The sequence below is a fragment of the Streptomyces sp. NPDC057438 genome (assembly GCF_042802995.1).
GTDB lineage: Bacteria > Actinomycetota > Actinomycetes > Streptomycetales > Streptomycetaceae > Streptomyces.
Map to the genome: position 1 here is coordinate 88,329 of NZ_JBHVDD010000028.1, position 6,270 is coordinate 94,598.

The following is a 6,270-nucleotide window of genomic DNA, read 5'->3' on the forward strand; positions in this document are numbered from 1 at the left end:
CGACTCAGGGGTCGAGCGCCTCGGCGGCCTCCGCGGCGACCGCGTCCGCCACGGCAGTCAGCGTCGGCGAGTCGAGCTTCCACTGCTGCCAGAACAGCGGGGTGTCCACGGGTCGCTCCGGGGCCAGGTCCACGAGCCGTCCGGCGGCGAGCAACGGCTCGGCCTGCGCGGCGGGCACCATGCCCCAGCCCATCCCGGAGGCCACGGCGTCGGCGAAGCCCTCGGACGTCGGCACGTAGTGCCGGCGCGCCCCGGCCGGACGGCCCCGCGTCAGGCGGCGGACGAAGACGTTCTGGAAGTCATCCCGCCGGTCGAAGAACACGACCGGCGCGTCCGTGATCACGTCTTCGAGCGGCACGTCCGTTCCGGCGCCGAGCCACCGTTCGGCGAAGCCGGGCGAGGCGCACGGCAGGTACCGCATCCGGCCGAGCGGCCGGACCGAGCACCCGGCCACGGCGTCCGGCGCCGAGGTGACCGCAGCCGTCACCAGACCCTCGCGCAGCAGCCGGGCCGTGTGCTGCTCGTCCTCGCGCAGCAGTTCGTAGCAAGGGCGCAGTTCCTCGGGCACGCGGGTGAGGGCGGGCAGGAACCAGGTGGCCAGCGAGTCGGCGTTCACGGCGATGGACACCCGCGTGGTCTCGTCGGCGCCGGTCATGCCGAGCGCGGTGTGCGCGTCGTGTTCGAGGCGGGCCAGCTGGCGCGCGAACCGGACGATCACCTCACCGGACTCGGTCGTCCGCACCGGCTTGGCGCGGACCAGCAGGACCCGGCCGACCCGCTGCTCCAGTGCCTTGACCCGCTGGCTGACCGCCGACGGTGTCACATGCAGGGCGGCGGCGGCCGCGTCGAACGTACCCTCGTCCACCACCGTCAGCAGGGTGCGCACCAGGTCGGCCGGAAGCTGAGACATCACGAATGCTAATGATACGTAAGAATCTTTAGCTGTACGCATGGGTGGTGCGTTTCCTAGCGTCGAGGGTGTGTTCAGCGAAATGACCGCCCTCGCGGCCGGATTCGGCACCGGCCTCTCCCTCATCGTCGCCATCGGCGCCCAGAACGCCTTCGTCCTGCGCCAGGGACTGCACCGCGACGCCGTGCTCCCCGTCGTGGCCATCTGCGCCCTCTCCGACGCGGTGCTGATCGCCCTCGGCGTCGCCGGGGTCGGCGCGGTGGTCGTCGCCTGGCCCGGCGCGCTGAAGGCGGTCGCCCTGGTCGGCGGCGGCTTCCTCCTGGTCTACGGCGCCCTGGCCGTCCGCCGCGTCCTGCGGCCGGGCGACGCCGCCCTGCGCGCGGACAACGGGTCGGCGGGCTCACGACGGCGGGCCGTCCTCACCTGTCTGGCCCTGACCTGGCTCAACCCCCACGTCTACCTCGACACCGTGTTCCTGCTCGGCTCCATCGCCTCCGACCGTGGCCCCCTGCGCTGGACCTTCGGCCTCGGCGCCGGCCTCGCCAGCCTGTGCTGGTTCGCCGCGCTCGGCTTCGGTGCCCGCCTGCTCAGCCGCTTCCTGGCCCGCCCGTCTGCCTGGCGGGTCCTCGACGGCCTGGTCGCGGTGACGATGCTCGCGCTCGGCGGGATGTTGATCGCCGGGGCGTGATCCCCTCCGGCGGGACACGGCGACCCTCCCCGGTGAGGCGCGGGGGCGACAGCATGTGAGACGGCTGCGCGGCTGCCTGTCCCGGCAGCGGTGATCTCCGCGATAGTGGTGCCCGAATCGAAAGATGTATCGAGCATCAGGATGCCCGTGGACACCACCGAGAGCAGCGCCGGCGACGACACCGCACCGGAGGGCGACGCCCCGACGCCGCCCCGCCGGGGCCGTCACCGCTGGGCGATGGACACCCGCCCCCTGCGCCGCCCCGCCTACCGTCGGCTGTGGTCGTCCACCATCGTGACGGCCGTCGGCAGCCAGCTCACCGCCGTCGCCGTACCCAAGCAGATCTACGACATCACCGGCTCCTCCGCCTGGGTCGGCTACGCGAGCCTCGCCGGTCTGCTGCCCCTGGTGGTGTTCGCCCTGTGGGGCGGCGCGGTCGCCGACAGCGTGGACCGCCGCACCCTGCTGCTCGTCACCAACACCGGCATCGCCGCCACCTCGGTGCTGTTCTGGGTACAGGCCGTCATCGGGCTGGAATCGGTGTGGGCGCTGATGGCCCTGCTCGCCCTCCAGCAGGCGTTCTTCGGTCTCAACTCACCCGCCCGCAACGCCTCCGTGGCCCGGCTGGTCCCCGCCGGTGAACTGGCGGCCGCAGCCGCCCTCGGCTCGACCGTGATGCAACTGGGCCTGGTGGCAGGCCCGTTGCTCGCCGGCGCCCTCATCCCGGTCATCGGCCTGGCCGAGCTGTACCTGATCGACGCGCTGGCCCTGTGCGTCACCCTCTGGGCGGTCCACAAGCTGCCCTCCCTGCCCCCCTTGGACAACGCGAAGCCCCGACGCGCCGGCTGGCGGGAGGTCCTCGCGGGCTTCCGCTACATCGCCCTGCACAAGGTGCTCCTGCTGTCCTTCCTCGCCGACATCATCGCGATGGTCCTCGGCATGCCCCGCGCCCTCTTCCCCCAACTGGCCGACACCACGTACGCGCCCTACGGCGAAGGTCTCGCCCTCGGCCTGCTGTTCGCCGCCGTCCCCGTCGGCGCCCTGGTCGGTGGTCTGATGTCGGGCACCTTCTCCCGCTCCCGCCGGCACGGACTCATGGTGATCGTGGCCGTCATGGCCTGGGGCGCGGCCGTCACGGGCTTCGGGCTCACCACCAGCCTCTGGTTCGCGGTGCTGTTCCTCGCCGCCGCGGGGGTCGCGGACATGGTCTCCATGATCTTCCGCGGTGCCATCCTGCTGTCCGCCGCCACCGACGAGATGCGCGGCCGGATGCAGGGCGTCTTCACCGTGGTCGTCGCCGGCGGACCCCGGCTCGCCGACGTCCTGCACGGCACCGCAGGCGCGGCCTTCGGGGCCCGGACGGCCGTGGTCGGCGGCGGCCTGCTCGTCATCGCCGCGATGCTGCTCCTGGCGACCGTCACACCGGACCTGAGGCGGTACCGGATCTGACCGATCGGCCCCTCCGTTCCTCCGCCGCCGTTCCGTACGCTGGGCAGCCGCACACCCCACAGGCAGGAGTCGCAACGATGCAGTACGTGAAGCTCGGCCCGACCGGTCTGGACGTGTCCCGGATCTGCGTGGGATGCATGAGTTTCGGACTCCCCGACCGAGGCCCCCACGAGTGGACCCTGGACGAGGAGGCGTCCCGCCCGCTGATCCGGCGGGCGCTGGACGCCGGGATCAACTTCTTCGACACGGCGAACGTCTACTCCGACGGCACCAGCGAGGAGATCGTCGGCCGCGCGCTGGCCGAGTTCGCGCGGCGCGAGGAGATCGTCCTCGCGACCAAGGTGAACGGCGCCATGCACCAGGGGCCCAACGCCCTGGGCCTGTCCCGTAAGGCGATCATGACGGAGATCGACGCCAGCCTGCGGCGCCTCGGCACCGACTACGTGGACCTCTACCAGATCCACCGCTTCGACGCGCGCACCCCGGTCGAGGAGACCATGGAGGCGCTGCACGACGTCGTGAAGGCCGGCAAGGCCCGCTACATCGGGGCCAGTTCGATGTACGCCTGGCAGTTCGCCAAGATGCAGCACACCGCGCGCCTGCACGGCTGGACGCGGTTCGTGTCCATGCAGAACCACTACAACCTCCTCTACCGCGAGGAGGAGCGCGAGATGCTGCCGCTGTGCGAGGACCAGAGCGTCGCCACCCTGCCCTGGAGCCCGCTCGCCCGCGGCCGTCTCACCCGTGACTGGGGCACCGTCACCGCACGCGCCGAGAGCGACAACTTCGGCAGGACCCTCTACCAGGACGGCGACCGCGAGATCGTCGACGCCGTCACCCGGATCGCCGGTGAGCGCGACGTGCCCCGCGCCCGGGTCGCCCTCGCGTGGCTGCTGAGCCGCCCCACCGTGACCGCGCCCATCGTCGGCGCGACCAGGCCCCACCACCTCGACGACGCCGTCGCCGCACTCGACGTCACCCTGACGGACAAGGAGATCGAGGAACTGGAGCGGCCCTACACGCCCCGCGCGATCAGCGGACACTGAGACCGGCGGCGCCCGGCCGGTGAGGGGCGGGCGCCTGCCGCGCGGGTCTCACAGCCGGGCGTACTCCAGGCGCACGGTGGTGGCGAGGCGGGCCAGGGCTTCCTCGGCGCCCTCACGGTCGGTCCTGTCGAGGAGGGCGAGGGCGTCCGCGGCGGCCACCCGGACCTTCTGGGGCACCTCGTCGAGGGCGGCCATACGGTAGGCGATGGTACGGCGGGCCTCACGCTCCTCGGAGCTGACGCCGTGCGGCCCGGTGCGGGGGAAGACGGCGGCCTCGTAGGCGGTGACATGGATGAGCACGCCGTGCGCGATGCCCTCGGCATAGCCCCGCTGCCCGGCCTGCCGCTGGGCCATGGCGAAGTGGGCCATGGCCCGTCGGCGCACGATGAGCGAGCCCACCATGCCGACCAGCCCGGCGCACACGGCCGCCCCCAGTGCGACGGGACCGCCGCCGATCAGCGCGCCTATGAGGGCGCCGACCGCCATCAGCAGACAGGTCAGCCCGGTGGTCAGCATGAGCAGGGCGCGCGCGGGAGTGAAGGTGGCCATGACGTGCAGTGTCTCAGCCCTGGCCGGAGGACGGAGCGGGGGCCCGGTGGGGGAGGGGTGGCGCGAGCCGTGCCGGACGCTCGGTCGGCGCCCGGACCGCGGGGCGCTCGCCACGGTGGAGCCCCGGACGCCGCCCGTGGACCGGCCGTGCCGCGAGCACCGTTTCGAGTGACCGATGAGCGGCGCCGTGGCTGGAACGCGGTTCTCTGGGATCACCCGCCGCCGTGGACGACGCTCCCCGGGACCACCCTCGCCGTACGCGCGGCGAGGCCGACGTGCACCGCGGCGGCCAGGCACGGAACGGCCGGAGCACCGTCTCTTCACCGTCAACTACCCGCCGCCGTACGAAGATCAGGTGTCTGCATAGGGTGGGGCCCGTGAGAACCAGCGACACCGGTGAGGCCGTCGCGTATCAGAGCGCGACCGATGGGGAGACCGCCGTCCGATGAACCAGATCCTGTTTGCCGGGGCCATCGGCCTGTTCCTGACGCTGATCGGCACACCGCTGCTGATCAAGCTGCTGGCCCGGAAGGGCTACGGGCAGTACATCCGTGACGACGGCCCGCGTGGCCACGCCGGCAAGCGCGGCACGCCCACGATGGGCGGTATCGCTTTCATCCTGGCCACCCTCGTCGCCTATGCCGCGACCAAGGTCATCACCGGGGAGAGCCCGACGTACCCCGGCTTCCTGGTGCTGTTTCTGATGGCGGGCATGGGCATGGTCGGGTTCCTCGACGACTACATCAAGATCGTGAAGCGGCGCTCACTGGGACTGCGGGCAGGGGCGAAGATGGCCGGCCAGCTGATCGTGGGCATCGTGTTCGCCCTGCTCGCCATCCGGTTCGCCGACGAGCGGGGCCAGACGCCGGCCTCCCTGAAGCTGTCGTTCGTCACCGACTTCGGCTGGACCATCGGGCCGGTGCTGTTCGTCGTGTGGGCCCTGTTCATGATCCTGGCCATGTCGAACGGGGTGAACCTGACCGACGGTCTGGACGGTCTCGCCACCGGCGCGTCGGTGATGGTCTTCGGCGGCTACACCTTCATCGGCCTGTGGCAGTTCCAGAACTCCTGCGCCAACGCCATGGAACTCACCGACCCCGCCTCCTGCATAGAGGTGCGCGATCCGCTCGACCTCGCCGTCGTCGCGGCCGCGCTGATGGGTGCCTGCTTCGGGTTCCTGTGGTGGAACACCTCGCCGGCCAAGATCTTCATGGGTGACACCGGGTCCCTCGCCCTCGGCGGCGCCCTCGCCGGTCTCGCGATCTGCTCCCGCACCCAGCTGCTCCTCGCCGTCCTCGGAGGGCTGTTCGTCCTGATCACCCTGTCGGTGGTCATCCAGGTCGGCTCGTTCAAGCTGACCGGCAAGCGGGTGTTCCGGATGGCCCCGCTCCAGCACCACTTCGAACTCAAGGGCTGGTCCGAGGTCCTGGTCGTGGTCCGCTTCTGGACCATCCAGGGCATCTGTGTGATCGCCGGCCTCGGCCTGTTCTACACGGCGTGGGCAGCCGGCTGAGAGGGCCGGGCGGCGGGGGGCGGGGGGGGGGCCCCCCCCCCCCCCCCCGGGCCCCCGCCCGGGGGCGCCCCCCCCGACACCCCCCCCCCGGGCGCCCGGCCCCCCCCCCACAACC

6 protein-coding genes are annotated in these 6,270 nt (G+C 72.0%); 4 read left to right on the forward strand and 2 right to left on the reverse strand.

Translation table 11 applies throughout. The features are described from left to right. Positions 1-4: 4 nt before the first annotated feature. Positions 5-913, reverse strand: a complete 909-nt coding sequence (locus ACFU5F_RS18025; protein ID WP_383887933.1) for a LysR family transcriptional regulator ArgP — start codon at positions 911-913, stop codon at positions 5-7. Positions 914-992: 79 nt separating this feature from the next. Between ACFU5F_RS18025 and ACFU5F_RS18030 the strand changes: the two genes are divergently transcribed. The 3 genes from ACFU5F_RS18030 (at position 993) to ACFU5F_RS18040 (ending at position 4,093) form a co-directional block, all read left to right on the forward strand. Beyond that, positions 993-1,598 carry a LysE/ArgO family amino acid transporter gene (locus ACFU5F_RS18030; protein ID WP_383887947.1) on the forward strand — a complete coding sequence of 202 codons (606 nt, stop codon included), beginning with the start codon at positions 993-995 and terminating at the stop codon, positions 1,596-1,598. A gap of 147 nt (positions 1,599-1,745) precedes the next feature. After that, on the forward strand, positions 1,746-3,047 hold the full coding sequence (locus ACFU5F_RS18035) for an MFS transporter (protein ID WP_383887935.1): 1,302 nt from the start codon (positions 1,746-1,748) through the stop codon (positions 3,045-3,047). Between the two features lie 77 nt (positions 3,048-3,124). After that, a complete protein-coding gene (locus ACFU5F_RS18040) occupies positions 3,125-4,093 on the forward strand; it encodes an aldo/keto reductase (RefSeq protein WP_383887937.1) in 969 nt (322 codons plus the stop codon). A gap of 48 nt (positions 4,094-4,141) precedes the next feature. Here ACFU5F_RS18040 and ACFU5F_RS18045 read toward each other — a convergent pair whose 3' ends face one another. Beyond that, on the reverse strand, positions 4,142-4,642 hold the full coding sequence (locus tag ACFU5F_RS18045) for a hypothetical protein (protein WP_383887939.1): 501 nt from the start codon (positions 4,640-4,642) through the stop codon (positions 4,142-4,144). A 445-nt stretch (positions 4,643-5,087) separates the two neighbouring features. Between ACFU5F_RS18045 and mraY the strand changes: the two genes are divergently transcribed. Then, a complete protein-coding gene (gene mraY, locus ACFU5F_RS18050) occupies positions 5,088-6,155 on the forward strand; it encodes a phospho-N-acetylmuramoyl-pentapeptide-transferase (protein ID WP_383887941.1) in 1,068 nt (355 codons plus the stop codon). The last annotated feature ends 115 nt before the right edge of the window (positions 6,156-6,270 follow it).

Coding starts and splice junctions, on each gene's coding strand:
- ACFU5F_RS18030 (WP_383887947.1), top strand. CDS start 993: ATGACCGCCCTCGCGGCCGGATTCGGCACCGGCCTCTCCCTCATCGTC.
- ACFU5F_RS18045 (WP_383887939.1), bottom strand. CDS start 4,642: ATGGCCACCTTCACTCCCGCGCGCGCCCTGCTCATGCTGACCACCGGG.
- ACFU5F_RS18040 (WP_383887937.1), top strand. CDS start 3,125: ATGCAGTACGTGAAGCTCGGCCCGACCGGTCTGGACGTGTCCCGGATC.
- mraY (WP_383887941.1), top strand. CDS start 5,088: ATGAACCAGATCCTGTTTGCCGGGGCCATCGGCCTGTTCCTGACGCTG.